The sequence below is a fragment of the Flavobacterium labens genome (assembly GCF_048286755.1).
In the GTDB taxonomy this organism is placed as follows: Bacteria; Bacteroidota; Bacteroidia; order Flavobacteriales; family Flavobacteriaceae; genus Flavobacterium.
Genome location: NZ_JBLVPL010000001.1, coordinates 411,988 through 437,026 on the forward strand (window position 1 = coordinate 411,988; position 25,039 = coordinate 437,026).

The 25,039-nt window shown below is 34.8% G+C and carries 21 protein-coding genes and 2 tRNA genes; 15 read left to right on the forward strand and 8 right to left on the reverse strand.

All coding sequences use genetic code 11. From position 1 onward, the window contains the following. Positions 1 to 60 precede the first annotated feature (60 nt). A complete protein-coding gene (locus ACNQF8_RS01725) occupies positions 61 to 924 on the reverse strand; it encodes an AraC family transcriptional regulator (RefSeq protein ID WP_417950548.1) in 864 nt (287 codons plus the stop codon). A 92-nt stretch (positions 925 to 1,016) separates the two neighbouring features. On the opposite strand from ACNQF8_RS01725, the gene ACNQF8_RS01730 reads away from it, so the two are divergent. Then, positions 1,017 to 1,379, forward strand: a complete 363-nt coding sequence (locus tag ACNQF8_RS01730) for a DUF983 domain-containing protein (RefSeq protein WP_417950549.1) — start codon at positions 1,017 to 1,019, stop codon at positions 1,377 to 1,379. 39 nt (positions 1,380 to 1,418) lie between these two features. Then, the gene (locus ACNQF8_RS01735) at positions 1,419 to 1,736 is read left to right on the forward strand and encodes a DUF6370 family protein (protein ID WP_417952780.1); all 318 of its coding nucleotides are present in this window, start codon (positions 1,419 to 1,421) and stop codon (positions 1,734 to 1,736) included. A 38-nt stretch (positions 1,737 to 1,774) separates the two neighbouring features. Here the strand turns inward: ACNQF8_RS01735 and ACNQF8_RS01740 are convergent, their stop codons facing one another. Beyond that, a complete protein-coding gene (locus ACNQF8_RS01740) occupies positions 1,775 to 3,418 on the reverse strand; it encodes a hypothetical protein (RefSeq protein WP_417950551.1) in 1,644 nt (547 codons plus the stop codon). 225 nt (positions 3,419 to 3,643) lie between these two features. On the opposite strand from ACNQF8_RS01740, the gene ACNQF8_RS01745 reads away from it, so the two are divergent. From ACNQF8_RS01745 to ACNQF8_RS01770, 6 genes are all read left to right on the forward strand, one after another. Then, entirely contained in the window at positions 3,644 to 4,318 is a 675-nt protein-coding gene (locus ACNQF8_RS01745; RefSeq protein ID WP_417952781.1) for a response regulator transcription factor, read from the forward strand. Between the two features lie 3 nt (positions 4,319 to 4,321). Beyond that, positions 4,322 to 5,710, forward strand: a complete 1,389-nt coding sequence (locus ACNQF8_RS01750) for a HAMP domain-containing sensor histidine kinase (protein ID WP_417950553.1) — start codon at positions 4,322 to 4,324, stop codon at positions 5,708 to 5,710. Between the two features lie 80 nt (positions 5,711 to 5,790). Continuing rightward, positions 5,791 to 6,498 carry a hypothetical protein gene (locus ACNQF8_RS01755; RefSeq protein ID WP_417950554.1) on the forward strand — a complete coding sequence of 236 codons (708 nt, stop codon included), beginning with the start codon at positions 5,791 to 5,793 and terminating at the stop codon, positions 6,496 to 6,498. A 39-nt stretch (positions 6,499 to 6,537) separates the two neighbouring features. Then, positions 6,538 to 7,488, forward strand: a complete 951-nt coding sequence (locus ACNQF8_RS01760) for a bestrophin family protein (RefSeq protein ID WP_417952782.1) — start codon at positions 6,538 to 6,540, stop codon at positions 7,486 to 7,488. A gap of 205 nt (positions 7,489 to 7,693) precedes the next feature. After that, positions 7,694 to 8,569 (forward strand): ACP S-malonyltransferase, encoded by an 876-nt coding sequence (fabD, locus tag ACNQF8_RS01765; protein ID WP_417950556.1) that lies wholly within the window; start codon positions 7,694 to 7,696, stop codon positions 8,567 to 8,569. A gap of 108 nt (positions 8,570 to 8,677) precedes the next feature. Continuing rightward, entirely contained in the window at positions 8,678 to 8,929 is a 252-nt protein-coding gene (locus ACNQF8_RS01770; protein ID WP_417952783.1) for a hypothetical protein, read from the forward strand. A gap of 35 nt (positions 8,930 to 8,964) precedes the next feature. Here ACNQF8_RS01770 and galE read toward each other — a convergent pair whose 3' ends face one another. Together galE and ACNQF8_RS01780 are read right to left on the reverse strand one after the other, a co-directional pair. Then, the gene (gene galE / locus ACNQF8_RS01775; RefSeq protein ID WP_417950557.1) at positions 8,965 to 9,978 is read right to left on the reverse strand and encodes a UDP-glucose 4-epimerase GalE; all 1,014 of its coding nucleotides are present in this window, start codon (positions 9,976 to 9,978) and stop codon (positions 8,965 to 8,967) included. Positions 9,979 to 10,062: 84 nt separating this feature from the next. After that, entirely contained in the window at positions 10,063 to 11,193 is a 1,131-nt protein-coding gene (locus ACNQF8_RS01780) for a DegT/DnrJ/EryC1/StrS family aminotransferase (RefSeq protein ID WP_417952784.1), read from the reverse strand. Between the two features lie 227 nt (positions 11,194 to 11,420). Between ACNQF8_RS01780 and ACNQF8_RS01785 the strand changes: the two genes are divergently transcribed. From ACNQF8_RS01785 to ACNQF8_RS01800, 4 genes are all read left to right on the forward strand, one after another. Then, a complete protein-coding gene (locus tag ACNQF8_RS01785) occupies positions 11,421 to 12,662 on the forward strand; it encodes a 3-deoxy-D-manno-octulosonic acid transferase (protein ID WP_417952785.1) in 1,242 nt (413 codons plus the stop codon). After that, positions 12,649 to 13,095: a GNAT family N-acetyltransferase gene (locus ACNQF8_RS01790; RefSeq protein WP_417950560.1), complete on the forward strand. Its 447-nt coding sequence runs from the start codon at positions 12,649 to 12,651 to the stop codon at positions 13,093 to 13,095. Before ACNQF8_RS01785 ends, ACNQF8_RS01790 begins: the two co-directional genes overlap by 14 nt. A gap of 23 nt (positions 13,096 to 13,118) precedes the next feature. Beyond that, complete coding sequence (locus ACNQF8_RS01795; RefSeq protein WP_417952786.1) at positions 13,119 to 15,287, forward strand: S46 family peptidase; 2,169 nt, start codon at positions 13,119 to 13,121, stop codon at positions 15,285 to 15,287. Between the two features lie 188 nt (positions 15,288 to 15,475). Further along, positions 15,476 to 15,700 carry a hypothetical protein gene (locus ACNQF8_RS01800; RefSeq protein ID WP_099714386.1) on the forward strand — a complete coding sequence of 75 codons (225 nt, stop codon included), beginning with the start codon at positions 15,476 to 15,478 and terminating at the stop codon, positions 15,698 to 15,700. A 166-nt stretch (positions 15,701 to 15,866) separates the two neighbouring features. On the opposite strand, the gene ACNQF8_RS01805 is transcribed toward ACNQF8_RS01800, so the two are convergent. The 4 genes from ACNQF8_RS01805 to mutS form a co-directional block, all read right to left on the reverse strand. After that, entirely contained in the window at positions 15,867 to 16,214 is a 348-nt protein-coding gene (locus ACNQF8_RS01805; protein WP_315206562.1) for a DUF1508 domain-containing protein, read from the reverse strand. A gap of 128 nt (positions 16,215 to 16,342) precedes the next feature. Beyond that, positions 16,343 to 16,428 (reverse strand) — tRNA-Leu (locus ACNQF8_RS01810). A 12-nt stretch (positions 16,429 to 16,440) separates the two neighbouring features. After that, positions 16,441 to 16,516, reverse strand: a tRNA-Gly gene (locus tag ACNQF8_RS01815). Positions 16,517 to 16,664: 148 nt separating this feature from the next. After that, positions 16,665 to 19,271, reverse strand: coding sequence for a DNA mismatch repair protein MutS (mutS, locus tag ACNQF8_RS01820; protein WP_417950562.1), 2,607 nt, complete (start codon positions 19,269 to 19,271; stop codon positions 16,665 to 16,667). 157 nt (positions 19,272 to 19,428) lie between these two features. Between mutS and ACNQF8_RS01825 the strand changes: the two genes are divergently transcribed. The 3 genes from ACNQF8_RS01825 (at position 19,429) to ACNQF8_RS01835 (ending at position 25,039) form a co-directional block, all read left to right on the forward strand. Further along, positions 19,429 to 19,875 (forward strand): DUF1573 domain-containing protein, encoded by a 447-nt coding sequence (locus ACNQF8_RS01825; RefSeq protein WP_315206555.1) that lies wholly within the window; start codon positions 19,429 to 19,431, stop codon positions 19,873 to 19,875. Positions 19,876 to 19,944: 69 nt separating this feature from the next. Then, positions 19,945 to 20,481 (forward strand): RNA methyltransferase, encoded by a 537-nt coding sequence (locus ACNQF8_RS01830; RefSeq protein WP_417950563.1) that lies wholly within the window; start codon positions 19,945 to 19,947, stop codon positions 20,479 to 20,481. 40 nt (positions 20,482 to 20,521) lie between these two features. Next, positions 20,522 to 25,039 (forward strand): Ig-like domain-containing protein, encoded by a 4,518-nt coding sequence (locus tag ACNQF8_RS01835; protein ID WP_417950564.1) that lies wholly within the window; start codon positions 20,522 to 20,524, stop codon positions 25,037 to 25,039.

Here is a 25,039-nt window from a genome sequence, read left to right on the forward strand (position 1 = left end):
AGTTAGTCTCGACTGTGCTCGACTTGACAAACGTCTTAAGGAAACGACATTGATTCTCCATTACTTTTTAGAAATTCGAAAGTTCGTCGGAGTTATTCCAGTATGTTTCTTGAACAATCGGGTGAAATACGAATAATCATCAAAGCCTAATTCCGTTGCAATTTCATTGACAGTAAACTTTTTATCCATCAGCATGCGTTTCGCTTCAAGGATAATTCTAGCTGTAATCACTTCGGTTGTGGTTTTTTGCAACATTTCATTGCAAATCCTGTTCAAGTGTTTCAAAGTAATATTGAGTTGTGAAGCGTAGAAAAAAGGTGCCTTTTCTGTTTTATAATTTTGCTCTAAAAGCACTTCGAAATTTTTAATTTTCACATTATACGAATGTGCTTCGTGCAAATGTGTTTCACTATATTTTCTGGCAATTTCGATGTGAATAATATCCAACAAATTCATTATTTTATCTTGCTTCAACAGCTGATTCGATTGTGTTTCTAAAATCAGGCTTTCAAAATAAGGCAGAATCGCTTTCAATTCAGATACTTCAAAAACCATTTCCGGTTTATTGTCCACCGAAGAATAAAATGGATAGTCGGCGATTGTTTTTTGTCCAAAATAAAGATTATACATTTCCTGCGAATAGAAAATTACGAATCCATTAACGTCATCAGATAAATTCCAATGATGCATTTGTCCGGGTTGCAGAAAAAACATACTTCCGGGCTGAATCGAAAATACATCAAAATCGATTTCATGCGTTCCCGAACCTTTGATAAAAAAGACCAAAACATACGAATTATGCCTGTGCGGTTCCTCAACAAAACTATGGTCAATTAAGTGATTTTTAAAGGTATTAATATACAAATCACTATTCACTGAAGTACAGTTAAACCGTTGAATGTTATAAATAGGATATTTTTTCATTTTGCCATAAATGTCTTTATTGTGCTATAATTAGCGAATATAGAAAACATCCATGACATGAATAAGAAATACCTTTGATAAAAATAATAACGATGTCAAATTCAATTATCCATATCCTAAATAACGATTGTCCTAATTGTGAAAAGGGCAAAGTATTCAATGAAAAAAGTATATTTTTCAATTTTGGATTCCCTAAAATGAACGAATATTGCTCTCATTGCAATTACAAATTCGAAAAAGAACCTGGTTACTTTTTTGGAGCCATGTATGTAAATTATGGTTTAACAGTAGCCCAAGGAATTGCTACCTATGTTATTTCTCAATTCTTCTTTAAAGAAACTTTCGATTTACGAATCATTCCAATCATTGCCGTGGTGATCATCGCAATGGCTTCCATCAATATTCGTCTTTCCAGATTATTATGGATTTACATGTTTAAAAATTATTCGATGTAAAAAAACCTGTATCTTAGCTAAAGTAAAATTTAATCATTTATGAAAAAGATACTATATTTAGCTATTTTGTTCTCGGCAACACTTGCCAGCGCTCAGGATAAAAAAGAAGAACCAAAACCTCAAATTGTTGAAGCTTCGTGCGGACAAAGTCAGTTTGGGATGGAAGGACACGGTTGTGAATTAGCCGTTCGCATTGACGGAAAATCCTATTTTGTTGACGGAAGTTCCATCGACTCCCATGGTGATGCGCATGCCAGTGATGGTTTTTGCGCTGCTATAAGAAAAGCAGAAGTGGTTGGTATAGTGGTTGACAATAAATTCAAAGTCACCTCATTCAAATTACTGCCAAAAAAATAAAAAAAGGGCTTAAAGTAAAATCTTTAAGCCCTTTGTCATTAATCCGATTTCATACTCAATTTGAGATTACTATTCTCAAAACTCGAAATATCAATTACTTCTTCTAAGTCTACATCAAAAGAAATTGTGACACTATCACCCACCATTGTCACCGGCAATTGATTGGATATTTGGGATGAACCCACAAAAATATTAGGATAATCTTTGACTTTAAAATAATAGAAGCTATTCCCGTTTTTTACATCATTTTGAATTCGGGTTATCACTGATTTCAACGATTTTTTATTAGAAACACTATTCGGATTTATTTTATTATCCGCCATATTGTAAACGTTTTTAAACGAAGTTAACGTTTCCCGCATGGTATTGCCCACGCCCACAATCGTGTAATCTGAAATGGCAACCATCGCAAACATTTTAACTAATCCGCCATCATCTTTCAGCGTCATCACATAGGTGGGAATGTTATTAATATTGTAAGGAATAGGCAATGAGGCTTTGTATCCTTTTTCCTGAACTTTCCCTTGTGCAGAGCTTTGAGCAGCAAATTCTGTTGCGCCACCTTGTTTATAAAAAGTAGTTTCTTTGGTTCTGGTATCCACCAAAACAAAACCTACGGCAGACTCTTCTTTCCCCACGGAAGTCAATCCGGTGTACCAATACGATTTATTGTCTTTGCCGTAAACCAATGTCAATCCTTCCGTAATTTGAAGTTTATCTTGATTAGAAAAATTCCAATACCCGTGAACGTATTCGCCCCAATCATTCAATTGATCTTCTATGAAATCCAAAGGCTGGATTCGGTCCACCCATTTTGGAGTTTTAGCAATTGAATATTCATTTATAACACCAGATTGCGCATCAACCACAATAACACCTATCGCTTCTTTTCCAGAGAAACCAATTTTTTTTCCATATTTTGTAACAATCCAAAACGGATTTCCAGCATCATCAATCTCAAAACTAAAATCAGCCAGACCAACCGTAGCATTTCCGTTAAAATAAACGTGTCTGTGAATATCACTTTGAAAATAGGCGCCTTGCTGGTATTTAATTTTAATGTCCTTCCCTCCTATACTCTGAACTAATTTTACATCACGTTCATTGGTTGCAGAAACCATAACATATCCCGCAGTTCCTTCTTGGTTGTTAAACCATTTTAAAAAACCCGAATGCAATAAAGGCGCAACCCAATACAGATCTTGGTTTACCTTTTGGATACAAAAATCTCCCAATTCTACCTGACTTCCCAATGCTGGCTGTGAACCTAAAATTTTCTCTCCCAAAAGATGGGCTAATTCCTCATCGACCACACGTATTTTATCAATAGAAATTGGCGCAATGTGATTGGTAATTTTTTGACCGTTTTTAACCTCGCCTATTAATTTTTGATACGAATCGCTTCGGAAAATTTTTATGCTGGTTACAAAAGGAAGTGCGATACAATACACCAAAAGCACTCCTGCCAAAACAAATAAAATCTTGTTTGGCTTAGAGACAATCTTGACCTGTTTTGTTTGCTGCGAGACGGTTAATCCAAGAGAAAACACAGTGGCAAGAAGTACTAAAAGCAACAAAATAAAGGCAAAACCCGTAAAGCCATAATTGATTACCGGAAGGATGCCATAAAATAATAAAAACCCAAAAAGGAATAAGAAAACAATACCAACTATCTTTTTCATAAAGCTATTTTTTATTATTTATTAGTAACCGAAAACAAAAAATGTTACAGAAAAAAGTGGTAATAAATTAATAATGAAGACCAAAAGAATATTCTAATTTGGATAAAAAAAGCTAAAAATAAAACTTTCAACTATTTATAAGGTTTTGTTAATATTAGTTTAGCAGCGGTTTTTTCGAAAAAAAATAAAAGTTTAATCAGTAGATTTGTGGAAATCGTAATGTTAATGAAGTTATTAATAGTTGAAGATGAACCTAATCTTTCGTCAATTATCCGCAAAGGATTTTCAGAAAAAAATCACGAAGTAAGTGTTGCGCTTGATGGTACAACAGCATTAGACTTACTTTCCAATCACAATTTCGATGTGGTAATTCTAGATGTAATGTTGCCTGACATTAATGGAATTGAAATTTGCAGACGTTTGCGAACCGCAAAAAACTTTGTTCCCATTTTGTTGTTAACCGCTTTAGGAAGTACTGAAAATATAATAAACGGATTGAATTCCGGAGCCGATGATTATTTATTGAAACCCTTTAAATTCCTAGAACTGGACGCAAGAGTTAACGCACTTTCCAGACGAGCCGGTCAAATACAAAAACCGAATGAAATCATAACGATTGCTGATCTTCAAATCAATTCAAAAACAAAATCGGTAATCAGAAATGGAGATACCATTGTATTAACAGCCAAAGAATTTAAACTTCTGTATTACCTGGCTATTAACGCTGAAACTATTTTATCCCGTGAACAACTTTTAGATAATGTTTGGGATATTAATTTTGATATGAATACCAATGTAATTGATGTCTATATTAACTATTTGAGAAAAAAAATTGACAAACCATACGACACTAAATTAATTCACACCATGAAAGGCTTGGGTTATGTAATGAAACCATAAAAAATGCAGATTAAGAAAAAAATTACCTTTACCTATATTGCGCTTTCAACCCTCAGCACACTTTTATTGAGTTTGGTGGTTTTCTTTTTGTTCAAACAAAATAACCAATATCATTTTTTAAAAAGATTACAAGATCGGGCTAAAATTGTAGCATCTATTCATTATCAAAATGACCCTGTAAAAACTCGTTATTTCAAAGAATTTAAAGCCAATGGACTTGAAGAACTGATTGATGAGCACGATTATGTGTTAAAAGTCAGCGGAAAAAACACCTTTGAATACAACACCGATCTTGATTTACCGGCTGATTTCTATACTAAAGTAATGGCCGATGGCTCTAATTGGTTTGAAGATGACAACCGTTATTTTTATGCTCAGACTTTTACCGAATCCAATCAAAAATATATTGTAATCATTACTGCGATAGACCGTAGGGGAAATGTGAGCAGTACATATATCATTCAAATTCTCTTTTTTGGAGGATTGGCTTTTATATTATTGGCGTATTTTCTGGGTAGATTTTTGGCCAGAAGAGTGATCAATCCAGTAGCGCGAATTACGGATGAAGTAAAAATAATTAGCGCATCAAACCTTCACAACCGACTTCCTGAAACTAAAAGTTCAGATGAAATTGGAGATTTGACAAAGACGTTTAACAATATGCTGGACCGACTGGAAACCTCATTTGAAATCCAAGCAAATTTTATCAATAATGCGTCACACGAGCTAAAAACACCCGTAACAACCATCATTGCCGAAGCAGAAATCATGCTTTTGAAAGAAAGAAATGTTTCGGATTACATAGCGTCATTAGAAAACATTCACAGTCAGGCTTCCCGACTTGGTGATCTTACAGAAAGTCTTTTGAAACTGACCCAAACCGGTTATGACGGCAAAAAACAATTATTAGATACCGTCCGTATTGACGAACTTTTAATGGATGTAAAATCAGATATTGACAAAATTTATCCCAATAACAGAGTAACTATTAAGATCCAGAAAATCCCAAGTGACCCAAGCTTGCTTGAAATCCCTTGTAACAAATCTTTATTGGAACTTTCATTGAATAATATTATCGCGAATGGAGTCAAATATTCTGATAACGAAACAGTATTTGTTACTTTATCTGCCAACAACTCAAGCATTAAAATTTCAATTACCGATATTGGAATTGGTATTCCCGCAGAAGATATTCCACATCTTTATGAGCCTTTCTTTCGAGGCAAAAAAGCATCAAAATACAATGGTTATGGTTTAGGACTTCCGCTTGCCATGAAAATAATCAGGATGCACAACGGAGAACTTCAAATACAATCGGAACCTGACAAAGGGACAATTGTAAATATTACTTTTAATACGGTCAACATTAAAAATTCTAATGTTAATTCTTAGAATATTCTAATTTTAATTTAAGGTTGCTATAATCTAGGAACAGTTATTTTGTATGTATAAAGAAATCAAATCTGATACATATGAAAAATATTCTTATCCCATCGACATTACAAAACGACACTATCAATGCTGTAAAAACGGCTATACACTCTGCAAATGGCAACCAATGTCAGCTCACATTAATGTTACTTGCAGACATTCCTGATACGTTTTCCTCTGCAAGTTTGTTAAGAAACATCAATACAGGCTTAAACTCTACCCAAGAAAATGTTTTGGATGTGTGTCGACAAATCATTTCGAAAACTAAAAATTGCAGCTTAAAAATCCACCATCAATACGGAATTTCTTCACCGGTTTTTAAAAATCTAGTAAGCCATTTCAACATTGGTTTAACCATTATAACTCCTTCTTTTAAATCATCAAAAAAGAAAATTAATTCGTTTTGCATCCAAATTATTTCTAACAGCAAATGCCCAATTCTGCACACCAACACAAACTTTGACAAAGACATATTCAGCCAAGCATTGTATATTAAAAATTCAGATTCACACCTTCATGCAGAAGATTTACAAGCTTATGTCAACACCATTTTTTCTTTGAAAATTGTGAGTGAAAGCGACACGAACGGCAGCCAACCTTTTTTGAACGATACAATAGCTAAAAACAACATCAATATCTTGATTGAAACCAGAAAGCCAAAAAAATTAAAACTGTTAACGAAAGAAAAAGCAGCACTCAACGAGTTGCTCGGCTTACCTGTTCTTTCGTTATATGAAGAGATTTCCTAAGAAAACCAACAGATTGTTTCAAATTTTAATCAAAAGTATATGTTACTAAATAAAAAAATTCCAATGAAATATGTGTTGGGTAAAATAAGAACCGAATTGACATTAGTCATTGTGTTTTGCATTTCCTTTCAAATGTTTCATTATTTCTTCGAAACTATACCAACCAATATTCCTATTGCGATTCCTACTATTATTGGAACTATTATTTCATTATTACTGGCATTCAAATCGAACCAGGCTTATGACCGCTGGTGGGAAGCAAGAATAATTTGGGGTTCTATTGTTAACGATTCCAGAACGCTATTGCGCCAGATCATTATTTTTTATGATGATTCAGATTTTTCGGTTCAGGCAAACGATTTTAAAGAAAAATTTGCAAAAAGACAAGCGGCGTGGTGCTACAGTCTTGGACAATCACTTCGAGAAAAAGATCCTTTAAAGCCAATAAAAGGTTTACTGGACGAAGATGAATTACGTTTTGTAAAAAAACACAAACATGTTCCCAACGCCATTTTATTATTGTATGCCAAAGATTTAAAAAAAGCACTTAATACCGGTAAAATTAACGTTTACCAACAGGTAGAAATAGACAATACATTATCGCGATTGTGTGATGCTATGGGTAAATGTGAGCGTATAAAAAATACCATTTTCCCAACAACTTACAGCATGTACATTAGGTTTGCGCTATGTTTATTTATTATTCTATTGCCTTTTGGCTTGATAAATAATATTGGCTGGCTTCAAATTCCTTTGGTGACAACCATTGCCGTTGCTTTCTTCCTGATTGAAAAAATGGCCATTCATTTGCAGGATCCATTTGAAAATAGACCTACAGACACTCCTGTAAGCGCTATTTCAAATACAATCGAAAAAAACCTTATGCAAATGGTAAACGAATATAGAGATGAGTTTGAGGAAGAATATTATTTATATCAAACAGCGAATCAGCCCATTCAACCTTTAAAGAACACGTATTTCGTTCTTTAGTATTTTGATTTTAGTGCCAATCCGCTCTATTTATTGGAGTGGATTTTTTTTGCTCTTAAAACATCTACTGTAAATCGACAGCTATTTTCCGATAACAAAACGAGTTAAAGCGATAGTTTTAAATAGCGTAAAAAATAGTATTTTTGCATCCCGATTGAAATTCATTTTTCAATCTATACATATTTTCAATCTTTAAATTAGACACATGAAAGCATACGTATTTCCAGGTCAAGGCGCACAATTCACAGGAATGGGTAAAGACTTATATGAAAATTCTGCTCTTGCAAAAGAATTATTCGAGAAAGCCAATGAAATTTTAGGTTTCCGCATCACAGACATCATGTTTGAAGGAACTGCCGAAGAATTGAAAGAAACCAAAGTGACGCAACCGGCCGTTTTCTTGCATTCGGTGATTTTAGCAAAAACGTTAGGCGAAGATTTCAAACCAGAAATGGTAGCGGGGCATTCATTAGGTGAATTCTCAGCTTTAGTGGCGAACGGAGCTTTATCCTTTGAAGACGGATTAAAATTAGTTTCACAACGCGCTTTGGCAATGCAAAAAGCCTGCGAAATAAAACCTTCCACCATGGCAGCCGTTTTAGGATTAGCTGACAATATCGTTGAAGAAGTTTGCGCTTCAATTGACGGAATTGTAGTGGCTGCAAATTACAACTGCCCTGGACAATTAGTGATTTCTGGAGAAACATCAGCAGTTGAAAAAGCATGTGAAGCGATGAAAGCAGCAGGTGCAAAACGTGCATTGTTATTACCTGTTGGTGGTGCTTTTCACTCTCCAATGATGGAACCAGCTCGTGAGGAACTGGCTGCAGCTATTGAAGCAACCACTTTCTCCACTCCTATTTGTCCGGTATATCAAAATGTGACGGCAAACGCAGTTTCAGATCCAAGCGAAATCAAGAAGAATTTAATTATCCAATTGACAGCTCCGGTAAAATGGACGCAATCAGTACAACAAATGATTAAAGATGGAGCAACTTTATTTACTGAAGTTGGTCCTGGAAAAGTATTGGCAGGATTGATTGGAAAAATTGATAAAGAAGCGATTACTGCAAATGCATAATTAGCCTTTAATGTTCAAAATAGTATCCTCATAAACCAGAGTTTATGAGGATTTTTTTTATCTTTATAAAACAAGTTCAAATTAATTTTAATTTTTAAAATGAAAAAAATGAAAAAAGCACTTTTAGGATTAGCATTTATTGCAACTTTAATGACTTCTTGCAAAAAAGAAACAAAAGACGAAGTAAAAGAGGCTACTGAAGCCGTCGGTAATGAAATGGAAGATGCTATCGATACAGCAGCTGTAAAAGTTGATGCTGCAGCTGATTCCACTAAAGTTAAAGCAGGAAAAATTCTTGAAAAAGGAGCTGACAAAATGAATCAAGCCGCTGAAAAATTGAAAGAAGCCGCAAAAAAATAATTCAAAAAAATAGGCTGTCAATGACAGCCTATTTTTTATTTCCTAATTTTCTGTTCCCATTTCCAAGCACTTGCCATCGCTTCTTCAAGCGTGGATTGTGCTTTCCATCCCAGAACAGTATTGGCTTTATCCGTATTGGCATACGCTGAAGTTATATCTCCTTCTCTACGGCCTACAATTTTATAAGGCAATTTTTTACCGCTTACTTTTTCGAAAGTATGAATCACTTCTAAAACAGAGCTTCCGGTTCCGGTTCCCAAATTAAAGGTTTCTACTTTGGCCGTATTTTTTTTATTCAGTAAGCGTTGCAAAGCGATTACATGGGCTTTCGCCAAATCTACTACGTGAATATAATCGCGCACTGCTGTTCCGTCTGGAGTTGGGTAATCATCACCATAAACAGCTAATTCTTTGCGCAATCCAAAACCGGTTTGAGTAATAAACGGTACTAAATTCTGAGGAACTCCAATTGGTAATTCTCCAATTTCAGTAGAGGAATGCGCCCCTATTGGATTAAAATAACGTAATAAAATAGCATTGACATTAGTAACTTTGGCTGTATCCGTGATAATTTCTTCTCCTATTTGTTTTGTGTTTCCATAAGGAGACATCGCAGTTTGAATTGAAGCATTTTCAGTAATTGGCATTGTTTCGGCCTGACCATAAACCGTACATGAGGAGCTGAAAATGAAATTTGCTTCCGGTTTTTGCTGTAATTCCTGCAAAATATAGACCAGCGCATTGATATTATTTTCATAATACAGCAATGGATTTTCTACGCTTTCACCCACCGCTTTTGAGGCTGCAAAATGAATTACACCTGAAATATCATGATGTCTTTTAAAAAAGTCTTGGACTTTATCCTTTTCGCGTAAGTCTAACTTTTCAAAAGCAGGAATTTTTCCGGTAATATTCTGAATTCCATCCAACACATTCAATGATGTATTCGATAAATTATCTACAATTACTACTTCGAAACCCTCATTTTGCAATTCGACAACAGTATGCGATCCAATAAAACCTAAACCTCCTGTAACTAATATTTTCATGATTACTTTTTTGTACAGATGCAACGTATCGCATCTCTAATATTTATACCACATAAAAAAGACGCAATACATCGCGTCTTCCCATTATTTTAAAAACTCTAAAACACTATCCGTGATGAATTTAATTTGCTCGTTATCCAATTCTGTATGCATCGGTAATGAAAGTACTTCCGTCACTAATTGATTGGTTACTGGAAAATCTTCTTCTTTGTAACGAGAATCAGCATATGCTTTTTGAGAGTGCAACGGAATTGGATAGTAAATAGCACATGGAATGCCTTTGTCAAGCAAATGTTGCATTAATCCGTTTCTGTCAGCATCAATGATTCGCAACGTATATTGATGAAAAACATGGCAGTCACAAATATCACAAATACTTGGCGCAACGATATTTTTATGTCCTTCAAAAGCAGCTGAATATTTTCTGGCAGCATCTTGTCTTGCTCTTCCATATTCATCTAACAAAGGTAACTTAGCATTCAAAACCGCAGCCTGAATACTGTCTAATCGAGAATTAACACCTACTACATCATGGTGGTATCGCTCGTACATTCCGTGATTTACAATTCCGCGAAGTTTGTGAGCTAATGCATCATCATTGGTAAAAATCGCTCCACCATCTCCGTAACATCCCAGATTTTTGGAAGGAAAAAATGAAGTCGCTCCTACATGTCCAATCGTTCCCGCTTTCTTTTTAGTCCCGTCCGAAAATTTACAATTGGCACCAATAGCTTGTGCATTATCTTCAATAACGTATAAATTATATTCTTTGGCGATAGACATGATAGCCTCCATATTAGCGGCTCGGCCAAATAAATGAACTGGTACAATCGCTTTTGTTTTTGGTGTAATCGCTTTTTTAATCCCTTCGATAGAAATATTCATATTATACATATCCACATCGACTAAAACGGGTGTCAATTGCAGTAAAGCAATTACTTCCACTGTCGCTGCAAAAGTAAAATCGGCAGTGATTACTTCATCTCCAGGCTTTAAATCCAATCCCATCATCGCTATTTGCAACGCATCGGTTCCATTAGCACACGGAATTACGTGTTTTACGTCAAGATATTCTTCTAATAATTTTTGAAACTGATGAACTTGAGGTCCATTAATGTAAGTATTAGTATCTAAAACTTCCTGAATAGAAACGTTAACGGTGTCTTTTATTTTTTCATATTGACTTTTTAAGTCAACCATTTGGATTTTTTTCATTGTAATTTTTGTTTAATGTTCGAAAGATTACCGTTTCTAAACACAGCAAATACTTTCTTAAAACGAAGAACAAAAATAGTTATTTATGAGTTTAAACCAATGCAACCAACAGGAAAAAAAGATAATATTCCAATGAAATAAAAAGGGAGTACCCGTAACCAAAATTTAAATATTACTGCAGAAGAAATTAAAATAAAGAAAACGTATTTTAGCCCAAAATTTTAATCATGCTTTTTCTTTATAACTTAATCGTTCATTTTGCTGGTTTTTTATTAAAAATCACTGCGCTTTTCAGTCCAAAAATGAAACTTTTTGTGGACGGCAGAAAAGAAGTTTTTCCTGTTTTGGAACAAAAAATAAAACCTACTGACAAAACAATCTGGTTTCATGCTGCTTCTTTGGGCGAATACGAGCAAGGTTTACCCGTTATTGAAAAGATAAAAGAGCAATTCCCTTTGCACAAAATCGTGGTTACTTTTTTTTCTCCTTCGGGTTATGAAGTTCGTAAAAACAATACTGTTGCTGATGTTACGGTTTATTTGCCTTTGGACACCCAGAAAAATGCACAACAATTTCTACAACTCGTTCATCCGGATTTAGTATTTTTTATCAAATATGAGTATTGGCCAAATTATTTATCTGAACTCAAAAAACGTAATACCAAAACCTATTTAATTTCTGGAATACTCAGAAAAAACCAACTGTTTTTTAAATGGTACGGTGGTTTTTATAGAGACGCGCTGGATGCTTTCACCTACTTTTTTGTTCAAAATGAAATTTCAAAAAACCTACTGCAACAAGTAGGTAAAACGAATGTTTCGGTTTCTGGAGACACCCGATTTGACCGAGTTACCGCAATTTTAGAAAAAGACAATTCCTTGGATTTTATTTCTCAATTCAAAGACAACACATTAACTATTGTAGTGGGAAGTTCTTGGCCAAAAGACGAAAATTTATTAGTGGATTTTATTAATTCGAATACCTTAAATGTCAAATTTATAATTGCGCCACACAATATTAAAGAAGAACAAATTCAGGCTTTAAAAAATTCAATTACCAAAAAAACAGTTATATTCACTGAAAAAGAAGGAAAAAATCTTGCTGATTTTGACGTTTTTATAATTGACACAATTGGTATTTTGACAAAAATCTACAGCTATGCCGATATTGCGTATGTAGGCGGTGGATTCGGGAATTCCGGAGTTCATAATTTACTGGAACCGGCGACTTTTGGAGTTCCAATTCTCATTGGCCCCAACTATTCGCATTTTGCAGAAGCTACTGCACTGGTAAATATGGAAGCGTGTATTTCTATTAATAATAGTAAAGAACTAGACGAAGCATTTAAAAACCTAATCCAGAATGATGACATTCGACAAGAAAAAGGACATATGTGCAGCACTTTTGTACAAATGAATAAAGGAGCTACTGCCAGTATTTTAAAACACATCTTGAATGATTCAATTTAAACCATTAACAATTGCTGATATTGAAATGATTGTCACCATGATGCAAGAGTTTTATGCGATTGATAATTACCCCATTGACATTGAGGTTTCCAAAGCTTTATTTGAGGAATTTATTAAACATGAAAATTTAGGAAAATCATGGCTCATTGTATCCGATAATGAACTTATAGGATACATTATTCTAACATTCGTTTTTAGTTTTGAATACCAAGGAAAAATTGCTTTTTTAGACGAATTATATCTTACCGAAAAAGTGAGAGGCAAAGGAATTGGTGGTAAAGCGCTCGAATTTATTCAAAGTGAAAGTCACAAACTATCGTTAAAACTGATTTATCTGGAAGTGGAAAAGCACAATGAAAAAGCACAAAAATTGTACCTTACGCACAGTTTTGAATTGCACAACAGAAAATTGATGAAATACAAAATCAGATAAAAATACACCCTAAATTTAATACCATGAAATTTTTAAAATTATTCTTATTACTATTTGTCATTCAGGTGCAGGCACAGCAAGGCGGCATGTGGATTCCTTCACTTTTGAAAGGAATGAATGAAACAGAAATGAAAAATTTAGGCATGAAAATGTCTGTGAAAGAGATTTACGATGTCAATCAATCGAGTTTGAAAGATGCCGTTCCGCACTTTAATGGCGGTTGTACCTCTGAAGTTATCTCTCCAAAAGGTTTGATTTTAACGAATCACCATTGCGGGTTTTCACAAATTCAATCACACTCTACAGTAGATCATGATTATCTGACTGATGGATTTTGGGCTTACAAAATGGAAGACGAATTACCTAATAAAAACTTGACCGTTACTTTTATTGTAAAAATCGAAGATGTAACCACATTAGTTTTAGAAGGAACTACTGCTCTAACCAGCGAATCTGAAAAACAAAATAAAATTCAAGAAAATATTACGGCACTTACTAATTCTTCCCCAAAGGAAAATTGGCAGGAAAATAAAATCCGTACGTTTTACGAAGGCAATCAGTACATGCTTTTTGTAACAGAAACTTTTACAGATGTCCGCTTGGTTGGTGCTCCACCTTCCTTAATAGGGAAATTTGGTTCTGATACTGATAACTGGGTTTGGCCGCGTCATACCGGAGATTTTTCATTGTTTAGAATTTATGCAGACAAAAACAATCACCCGGCTGGGTATTCTAAAGACAATGTTCCTTACACACCTAAACACTTTCTGCCGATTTCACTTGATGGTGTAGCCGAAGATGATTTTACACTGGTTTTTGGTTATCCCGGAAAAACGAATGAATACTTACCCTCTGTTGCGATTGAGCAAATTGTAAACGAATTAAATCCGGCGAAAATCGAAATCAGAGACAAAGCATTAAAAGTTGCTGATGGCTTCATGAGAAAAGACAATGCCATCAAAATTCAGTATGCCTCTAAATATGCCAGGATTGCTAATTCTTGGAAAAAATGGATTGGCGAAACTCAAGGATTAAAAAAATCAAATGCCGTTGCTATTAAAAAAGAATCTGAAAAAACATTTCAGCAGAAAATAACAAAAGCAGGCAAAGAAAAAGAATACGGAGCACTATTAGCAGATTTTGAAAAAAACTACGCAGAAATAGCGCCATATGCCTCTGCCAGAGATTATTTCACAGAAGTTGTGCAACTTAATACCGAATTATTAAGCGTTGGTTATAAATTGTATCAGCTGGAGCAAGTTTACAAAACCAAAGGAGAGCAATCTTTCACTGACCGAAAAAATAATTTACTAACAAGCCAGGAAGCTTTTTACAAAGATTTTAATGCAACTGTTGATGAAAAAGTTTTTGAACAATTGATTGAATTATATGCTACCAAATCTCCAAAACAATTTTTGCCCCAAAGTTTAATGAATGTAAATGCTAAAAATTTGGCTTCGGATATATATACCAAATCCAAACTTAAAAATTATGCAGGTCTGAAAGAATTATTAACCGGCGACACGAGAACCGTTTTGACGAGTTTAAATAATGACCCAGGTTTTTTACTGATAAAGGAATTAGCTGACAAATATTCGAAAGAAGTTGCGCCAAAATACGACGAAATCAATTTAAAGATTACTGCGCTACAACGTACGTATATGAAAGCACAATTGGAATTGAACAAAGACAGTAGAATTTTTCCGGATGCCAATAGTACATTACGTGTTACTTATGGAAAAGTAAAAGGTTACGAGCCGAAAGATGCTACGCTTTACACACCAATAACTTATTTAGATGGGGTAATGGAAAAATACATTCCCGGAGATTATGAGTTTGATGTTCCAGCCAGATTAATAAATCTATACAAAACCAAAGATTACGGTCCTTATGGTGAAAACGGAAAGATGCCTGTTAACTTTATCGGTACAAATCATACTACTGGAGGTAACTCAGGAAGTCCAGCGCTAGACGCTAATGGAAACTTAATAGGACTTAATTTTGACCGGGTTTGGGAAGGAACCATGAGTGATATCTATTACGACCCAAGTATTTGTAGAAACATTATGGTAGACATACGCTACGTCCTGTTTATTATGGATAAATATGCCGGTGCAAAAAACTTGATAAGTGAGCTAAAAATGGTTCACCCAAAGAAAAGCAAACCTTTGAAAAAGAAAAACTTAAAGTAAAATCAAGGACTCAACGACGATATAAAGCATTTATTAATTATTTAGCTTAATTGGCACAATAATTGTTATTTGTTTCGGCGTTGACAAAAAATATTATTTTTTAAAAAAAAAATAAAAAAATATTTTACATATTAAAAAATTTATATCTTTGCCACGAATTAATAATTAACCTTTTATATTAAATTAAGATGAAAAAAGTATTTTTAAGTTTAGCTGCTGTTGCTGTTTTGACTGTTGTATCATGTAAAAAAGCTGACGCTCCTGCTGAGGACGCTGCTGCTGTAGTTGATTCTGCTGCTGCTGTTGTTGATTCTGCTGCTGCTGTAGTTGATTCTGCTGCTGTTGTTGTTGATTCTGCTGCTGCTGTTGCTACTGAAGCTGCTGCAACTGCTACTGAAGCTGCAAAAAAATAATTAGAACTCAAATTCTAAAAATTTTAAAGCCATCCGCTATGCGAGATGGCTTTTTTAATTTGTAACATTTCCAATCCTTCAACAAGAGAAGTACAAATAAAAAAGAGAGTCGTGAAATTTAAATTTCACGACTCTCTTTTTTATTTACCCATTAATTCAAAAACCTTTAATCCGAAAAAATAAAATCATTTCCAGAAAAATCCAATACCTCTGAATTTGAACCATACCGTACAATTTCATCGATTCCTTTTTGGAGACGCAACGAAGTGGTATATTTTCTACTTGTTGCAAAATGATTTCCTTCCAACATCAATTTAAAATAGAATTTCCCACCAGAAGACTTAAACTTTAAAAAGTCAGCAGTTTCAATTGTAGCTTTAAATTTATCAATATCTTCCTCACACTCAAACTTAAGTTCATAACTCAAACTTGTAAAAACAACTTTCCCCTTTCTGGAAGTAAAAACAAATTTATATTCGTCGTTATATCTTTTACTAATTACAAAAGCCCCCATAGTTTATTAAAATAACAAAAATTCAAATTATAAATCACAAAAAAGAAGGAGTTGATATTAGTTCCAACAGATTTAGTTTTATGAAAAACCATAAAACAAAAAAAACCGCTTCAATTGAAGCGGTTTAGTACTCAGAGCGGGACTTGAACCCGCACGAACATTGCTGTTCACTGGATTTTAAGTCCAGCGTGTCTACCAATTTCACCATCCGAGCATTATGTGGTGTTGGAGCGAAAAACGGGGCTCGAACCCGCGACCTCGACCTTGGCAAGGTCGCGCTCTACCAACTGAGCTATTTTCGCATTTTCAATTCTTAGAAAGAACCGCGATACTTGTTCTGTATTGCGGATGCAAATTTAGGACATTTATTGAATTATACAAGCCTTTTTTATAAAAAAATTACAGATAAAAGTTAATGTTCTGATAACCTAAACTTTAAAATAAAATAAATTATTTTCTAGTCAACATTCTTTTAATTTCATTCAATTTCATGAGCGCTTCCATAGGCGTAATGGTATTAATATCCAGACTTATAATCTCTTCTTTGATTTCTTCTAACAAAGGATCATCCAGATTAAAGAAACTCATTTGCATTTCATCTTTTGCAGCTTTAATTCCGTTCAGCGCATCACTGGAATGATTTTTTTCTAATTTCTTCAAAAGCTTCTGCGCTTTCAAAATTACAATCTGAGGCATTCCGGCCATCTTCGCCACATGTATTCCAAAACTGTGTGCGCTCCCTCCTTTTACCAATTTTCGAATAAAAAGCACGGTATCTTTCAATTCTTTGACAGCCACATTATAATTCTGAATTCTAGGCAATGATTCGCTCATTTCATTCAGCTCATGGTAATGCGTTGCAAACAATGTCTTTGGTTGCGAAGGATGTTCGTGTAAAAATTCTGCAATTGCCCATGCAATGGAAATTCCGTCATACGTACTCGTTCCTCTTCCAATCTCATCTAAAAGCACTAGACTCCTATCAGAAATATTATTCAAGATAGAGGCAGTTTCATTCATTTCAACCATAAAAGTAGATTCTCCCATCGAGATATTATCACTCGCTCCTACTCTGGTAAATATTTTATCTACAATTCCCATTCTAACGCTGTCTGCAGGAACAAAACTTCCCATTTGAGACAAGAGTACAATCAGCGCCGTTTGACGCAAAATAGCTGACTTTCCAGACATATTTGGACCTGTAATCATAATCAATTGCTGTGTTTCTCTATCCAAGAAAACATCATTGGCAATATAAGGCATTCCAACCGGCAATTGTTTTTCGATTACGGGATGTCTTCCGTTTTTGATTTCTAATTCGAAAGTTTCGTCAAGTTCAGGACAAACATATTTATTTTCGATAGCTAATTGTGTAAAAGAACATAAACAATCCAGTTGCGCCACCAGATTAGCATTCATTTGAACCGGCTTTATATACGTGCCAATCCAGCTAACCAATTGTTCGAATAATTCTACTTCGATTTTATGAATTTTTTCTTCGGCACCAAGAATTTTTGTTTCATATTCTTTTAATTCCTCAGTAATATACCGTTCCGCATTAACCAAAGTTTGTTTTCGAATCCATTCCGCAGGAACTTTATCCTTATGCATATTCCTAACTTCGATGTAATAGCCAAAAACATTATTAAAGGAAATTTTCAACGAAGAAATTCCCGTTAATTGTGATTCTCGCTTTTCAATTCCTTCCAAAAATTCTTTTCCAGAAGTTGATATCGCACGCAACTCATCTAATTCTGCATTGATTCCTTTGGCAATGGCATTTCCTTTGGCAATAGCCACAGGCGCATCTTGATTTAAAACGGTTTTGATTTTTTCACGCAACAATTCGCAACTGTGCAAACTGTCACCAATTACTTTTACGGCTTCTTGCGGACTTTCTAACGCCAAAGTTTTTATTGGAATAATGGCATCCAATGATTCTTTCAAATAAACTACCTCCCTAGGCGATACTTTTCCGGCAGCAATTTTTGAAATCAAACGCTCCAAATCAGAAATTTGCTTGATTTGATTCTGAATATTCTTTAAAACATCTTGATTATCTTTTAAATAAGAAACTACTTGGTGACGACTTTTTATTTTAGCACTGTCTTTCAAAGGAAGCGCCAACCACCTTTTTAACAAACGACCACCCATTGGCGAAAGCGTTTTATCAATAACATCGAGAAGCGTCACCGCGTTTGGATTATAACTGTGGTACAATTCCAGATTACGAATGGTAAAACGGTCCATCCAGACATAAGCGTCTTCAGCAATACGCTGAATCGCTGTTATATGTTGCACTTTATTGTGCTGCGTTTCGGATAAATAATACAAAATGGCTCCGGAAGCAATAATTCCTTCTTTCAATTCTTCGATTCCAAATCCTTTTAGAGAAATTGTCTGAAAATGCTTAGTTAAGGTTTCGAAAGCGTAGTCTTCTTTGTAAATCCAATCTTCTAAGTAAAAACTATGGTAATCATCTCCGAAAATTTCCCGGAAATCATTCTTATTATTTTTTGGAATCAGAACCTCACTTGGATTAAAATTCTGCAACAGTTTATCAATATATTCTGCATTGCCTTGCGCCGTTAAAAATTCACCTGTAGAAACATCTAAAAATGAAATTCCTATAGATTTATTGGCAAAGAAAATGGACGCTAAAAAGTTATTCGTTTTTGATTGTAAAACCTCGTCATTCATAGAAACTCCCGGGGTTACCAGCTCAGTAACACCACGTTTCACAATGGTTTTAGTCATTTTTGGATCTTCGAGTTGATCACAAATTGCTACACGAAGTCCTGCTTTGACTAATTTTGGTAAATAGGTATTCAAGGAATGATGCGGAAAACCAGCCAACGCCGTTTCAGTTTCAGAACCTGCTCCGCGCTTCGTTAAGACAATTCCTAATATTTTTGAAGCACGAACTGCGTCTTCTCCAAATGTCTCATAAAAATCCCCAACACGAAACAAAAGACAAGCATCAGGGTACTTTCTTTTTATCTCATTGTACTGCTTCATTAACGGAGTTTCCTTAACTACTTTATCTTTAGATGCCAATTGTATTTGTGTTTAAAAATGAAAAAATATCAGCGAATTTATATATTTTAAAACAAATAAATAAGGGGTTCAAAAAATTAAACTATTTTAAGAAAGATTTAAGTCATATTTTCTATTTTTTATTTAGATTTGTAAATACTTTTAAATTGAAATAGATATGAAAAAAATAATTACCCTAGCTATGCTAGTTGTTTTAGGAGTTGCAACTTCTACTGCACAAGAAACTTCTAAAAAACTGAAAGCAACTACTGCTAAAGTTGCTGCAAAAGTGAATGGCGCAGGAATGGTTTTCGTAACTGAAACTATTGACTACGGTACTGTTGCTTATAACTCTGATGGTAAACGCGAATTTGTTTTCACAAATAACGGTAACAAACCTTTAATCATTACTAATGCTCAAGGATCTTGTGGTTGCACAGTGCCTACTTATCCTAAAGAGCCAATTGCTCCGGGAGCAAAAGGAGTTATTGGAGTAAAATATGACACTTCAAGAGGTGGTCAAGCTTTTACTAAAACAGTAACATTGACAACTAATGCTGTTGTTCCTACCAAAACACTTACAATAAAAGGAAATGTTTTAGCCGCTGAATCTTCAAAAAGCTAGATTTTAATTAAATATACAAAAAAGCTTCCATTAATTTCGGAAGCTTTTTTTTTGAATAATTTACAAAATATGAGAAAACTAGAAAACAGCGAACTAGATCGAAAATCTATTGAAGCATTTAAAAAATCTGAAAAAACACCGCTGATTTTAGTATTAGATGATATTCGCAGTTTGCATAATATTGGCTCCGTATTTAGAACTGCCGACGCTTTTCTAATTGAAAAAATATATTTATGTGGTATTACTGCGACACCTCCAAACAAGGAAATTCATAAAACAGCGTTAGGCGCCACCGAAACAGTAACTTGGGAACATCATGAGAACGTTCTTGCCGTTATTGAAAAATTAAAAGCGGAAGATGTAATGACACTTGCCATAGAACAAGTGGAAAGCGCAATTTTTCTGCAAAATTTTGAGGTTAAAAAGGGAGAAAAATATGCTTTAGTTTTTGGAAACGAAGTATATGGTGTTTCTCAAGAAGCAGTTGCACTATGCGATGGCTGTATTGAAATCCCACAATTAGGCACCAAACATTCGTTAAATATATCAGTTAGTGCAGGAATTGTAGTTTGGGACTTATTTCAAAAACTGAACTGGCCAAAATGATTTTTTTAATTGAATTTTCCCAATTTTTTTCTATCATTTCATGAAAAAGCTACACCACCTTATTACACTATTCTCTGTTTTTTTTTGCTGTGCCCAAAATACTTTGATTCCAGATGTGAATTTTGAAAGTGCACTAATTAATAAAGGCATTGATAGTGGTGCTATTGATGGAAAAGTGCTTACTACTAATGTGAGTGGAATTACTAGCTTGGACATTTCGGCTAACAATATCAGTAATTTAACCGGAATACAGGATTTTGTAAGTTTGACTTTTTTAGAGTGCTCCCGCAATAAATTATCGAGTTTAGATTTAACTAACAATACCTCATTAACTCTATTAAACTGTTGGGGTAACAACATAACGAATTTAGATCTTACAAGAAACACCAAGCTGACCTACTTGTCTTGTTTCCAAAATAAATTAACAAGTTTAGATCTTAGCAAAAACACCCTTTTGAGTCAACTATTTTGTAGTTGGAATGAACTGACTAGTCTAAATTTAAAGAACGGCAACAATAGAGATTTATTTGCTTTAAATGCATTTAATAATCCAAATCTAAGCTGTATTCAAGTAGATAATGAAGCAGTTTCAAATTCTTGGGATCCTTCCAAAAAAGATGCCACCGCCCGCTATTCTGAAGATTGTAGTAAAACTGCAGCTACAATCGATCCGCCCAAAATTACAGCAACAGGAAATCAAACCTATTGCCCAGGAACTTCTTTAAAAATAGTTGAAACCATTTCTATTACCAATGACCCTTCTGAACCTAGCACCGATGCTATTTACATTCAAATCTCTTCAGGATATGTTTCTGGTCAGGATTTATTAGCACTAGCTAATCCGCTTTTACATCCCACAATTACAACATCTTGGAGTTCTTTAGAAGGAAAATTAAAACTATATAGTCCAACAGGAATTCCGGTTACTTATTCAGATTTTGAAACCGCAATCAAAGATGTAACATTTACTAATTCGTCAATATCTCCTTCTGGAACTAGAGATTTTTCTATTAATTTAGGTTTTGGCTCAGCCAATTACTTGCCTTCAAATGGACATTTTTATGAATATGTTCCGAGTTTAGGAATTAATTGGACAAAAGCAAGAGATGAGGCTGCAAACAAAATATATTATGGTCTGAAAGGCTATTTAGCAACATTAACAGCTGCAGATGAAGCTCAATTAGCAGGAACTCAAGCACCAGGAACTGGATGGATTGGCGGCAGTGACGCAGCAACAGAAGGCACTTGGAAATGGGTAACAGGTCCTGAAGGCCTTGCTAATGGTGGAACTGGAATTACCTTCTGGATTGGAAAAGGTACTGGCACAACAACACCTCCCTTTAATTATGCTAATTGGAATACATCTGGTAATGAACCAAATGACTCTAACAACAACGAAGATTATGCTCATATAACAGCACCTGCACTTTTACGTCCTGGTACCTGGAACGATCTTAGAGAAACTGGGGATCCAATTACAAACCCTAATTATTATCCCCAAGGTTATATAGTTGAATATGGCGGTATGCCAGGAGATCCAATTCTTCAAATATCAGCAAGTACGACGGTTACAATTCCTAAAATAACCAGCACAACTCCCAGTTCTATTTGTGGATCAGGGGTTGTTACTCTTCAAGCAACTTCAACTGATGGTATCGTTAGTTGGTATACTTCAAATACTAGTGAAACTCCGATAGCAACAGGAAATTCATTTACAACTCCAACTCTTACCACTACAACTTCTTATTATGTTGATGCCTCAAATGGAAATTGCCCAAATGGTCCAAGAACTGAAATTATCGCCACTATAAAAGCTTTGCCTAGTTTACCTCAAATCGCAATATCTTCTACAAGTCCCGTTTTATATTGCCTGAATGCACCAGCTATTCCTTTAGCTGCAACCGCCTCGACAGATTGCTTTTTAAATTGGTACACTTTGCCAACTGGCGGAGTTGCTTCAAATACAAGTCCTACACCCCTTACAACAGTTGCAGGTTCCACCACTTATTATGTAAGTCAAACAAACACAGTAAACGGTTGCGAAAGTCCTCGGGCTGCAATTATAGTAACTGTAAATCCATTGCCTACTGCACCAATTGTGAGTAATGCAAACTATTGTAATAATGAAACTGCTGTGTCTTTATCAGCAACAGCTTCTGCAAATTGCACTTTAAATTGGTACACAACAGCTTCGGGTGGGACATCTAGCCCAACAAGTCCTACCCCTTCTACTACAACTTTAGGCTCAACAAATTACTATGTGAGTCAAACCATAACTTCCACAGGTTGTGAAGGACCAAGAGCTGAAATCATTGTAATTGTAAATCCATTACCGACGGCTCCAATAACAAGTAATATTGACTATTGTCATTATGAAGTTGCAATTCCTCTAACGGCAACCGTTTCGGCAAATTGTACTCTTAATTGGTACACAATTTCAACAGGCGGGCCATCAAGCGCAACAAGCCCTACTCCATCGACGGCCACTGTAGGCACAACAAAATATTACGTAAGTCAAACCATCACAGCTACTGGATGTGAAGGACCGAGAGCTGAAATCTCAGTAATCATTAATCCATTGCCGATAGTAAAAGATGTTGAAATTATCCAATGTGATACTGATTTAATTGTAGATGGAAGGACATTATTTAATTTAACCGTAAATAACAATGCAATTTCAGCAAACTCTATCAATGAAAACTTTACTTATTATACTTCGCTAAACGGAGCAAATAATGCCGTTTCAGCTGATTTGATTTCAAATGAATTGGCTTTTGAAAATACAACTCCAACAGTAATGGATATTTGGTCGAGAGTCAGTAACAAAATAACAGGTTGTTATAGTGTTGCGAAAATCACTTTGAAAGTTCCCGCTACGAACATTATTCCAAACTACAAAATTACTTTTCCTCCTGTTTGCGATGACTTTTTGGATATCAATGGTAGTAATAATGGAAACAATAACAATCGTGATGGGATTACCACTTTTGATTTCTCTTCGACAAAAGCGATTATAGAAGGACTATTACCTACTTCTGATGTTTATACTATTAATTACTACAAGAACGAAGTGGATGCTTTGGCAGAAACTAACGTAATTACAGATATTTCGAATTATAGAAATATTGGCTACCCCAATTCTCAAGATATTTGGATACGGATTGACAGTGATTTGGATAATGCTTGTTACGGTCTTGGCCCGTATTTAACTTTAATTGTTGAAGAGTTACCTGTTGCAAATACAGTTGTTATTCCTCGACAATGCGACGATAACAACGATAGAATATTTACATTCAATACTTCTTCGTTGGAATCTGATTTATTACAAGGACAAACCAATGTAACGGTTACTTATTTCGATCAAGCCAATAATTCTCTGAAAGATGCCAATGGAGTTTCGATTACAAGTCCATTTCCGGCAAATTTCACATCAACTTCGCAAACCATTAAAGCGGTTGTAACCAATAATACAACTCAACAATGCTTTGATGAATCCATCATAACATTTATTGTAGATGCTTCGCCAATTGCTAATGCTGTTCCTTCAGCCCTTACAACAACTTGTGACGACGAAGCGAATCCAATCAATCAAGATGGTCAATTTACTTTTGATACCTCATCATTCGAAACCACCATTCTTGGCGGACAAACTGGAATGATTGTCAAATATTACGATCAAAATAATATGCTTTTGCCAAGTCCATTACCCAATCCATTTGTAACCAAAACACAAAATATTACTGTAAATGTTCAGAACCCATTAAACACAATTTGTACGGCATCGACGACATTAAATTTTGTTGTCAACCCTATTCCAAATATTGACTTGAATTTAGATGGCCTTTCAAACGAACTAGTTTGTTCCAATCTTTCGAGCTTTTTTGTAACGCTGGACGCAGGTGTTTTAGACGGTTCGCCAACAAGTAATTACGATTATATTTGGACGAAAGATGAAATAATTGTCGGGACAAATTCCCCAACGTTAGATGTAAATACCGTGGGAGATTATACCGTTGAAGTAATCAATAATGCGGGTTGTAGCAGAATTAGAACCATTACTGTCACTGCATCAAATACAGCAACTATAGACTCTGTGGATGTTGTAGATTTAACAGACAATAACACCATAACTATCACTACAACTGGACCTGGAGATTACCAATACAGTTTGGATGAACCAAATGCATCTTGGCAAGACTCTAGTTTTTTTAATAATGTACCTGCAGGAATCCATATAGTGTATATCAATGATAAAAATGGGTGTGGTCTTGTTTATCAAGAAATTGTAGTTGTTGGTGTGCCAAAATTTTTCACACCAAACGGTGATGGCCATAATGATTATTGGAGTATAAAAGGGGTGAATGAAACTTTTAATTCTAAATCTATAATCTACATTTTTGATAGATATGGCAAGCTACTAAAACAGTGGGTTCCCTCTTTAAATCCAGGTTGGGATGGCACTTTTAATGGGATCCCCCTACCAGCAGATGATTATTGGTTCACTCTAAAACTGGAAGACGGCCGAGAAAAAAAAGGACATTTTTCTTTAAAGAGATAA